This window comes from Vibrio sp. 2033 (assembly GCF_033339735.1).
Genome location: NZ_JAWOVC010000716.1, coordinates 1 through 544 on the forward strand (window position 1 = coordinate 1; position 544 = coordinate 544).

1 protein-coding gene is annotated in these 544 nt (G+C 53.1%); it reads left to right on the plus strand.

Annotation, left to right across the window (positions count from 1 at the left end; translation table 11 throughout):
• Positions 1–20 precede the first annotated feature (20 nt).
• Positions 21–544: DUF6531 domain-containing protein (locus R7P74_RS28690; protein ID WP_443293541.1), on the plus strand; the 524-nt coding region annotated here is incomplete at its 3' end.

Below are 544 nucleotides of genomic sequence, written 5' to 3' on the forward strand. Positions count from 1 at the left end.
TTAGCACCTAAATAGACAATATGCGCGTTAACACCATCATTGTCGCGCATTCCTTCACGAAGAATCATCGCTCTGGTGAGGAGCAAGGGAAGGGAACGCCAGTTGGGGATGCGCTTTATCCGGTTGCCAGTTATGGTGATGGCCGTTATGTCTCCAGGATCTGTTTTAAGTATCTAGGTGCTACTGGCGATTATGACCCCACTACCTGCACTGGCGACCCAGCTACGGTCTACTGGCGCTCAACCTATGTTCTGCCGGGTGAGATGGATAAAACACCGTTCCTGGACAGGGATCTCGGCTTACCAACAACGACCATGTGTGTAGGGAACCCTATCCATCTTGGCACCGGCAACAAGTTCCAGGCTGAACTGGATTATCAAAGCGGAGGCTCCGACCCTTTCACATTCACCAGATACTACAATAGCCACCTTCCTGATGAAGAGCTCGGCGGCTGGCGGCATACCTACTCGCGGAGCGTCGAGGTCAACGCCTCGAAGTACGGTGAGAACATGGTTGTCCTGCACCGGCCAGAAGGGCAACAACA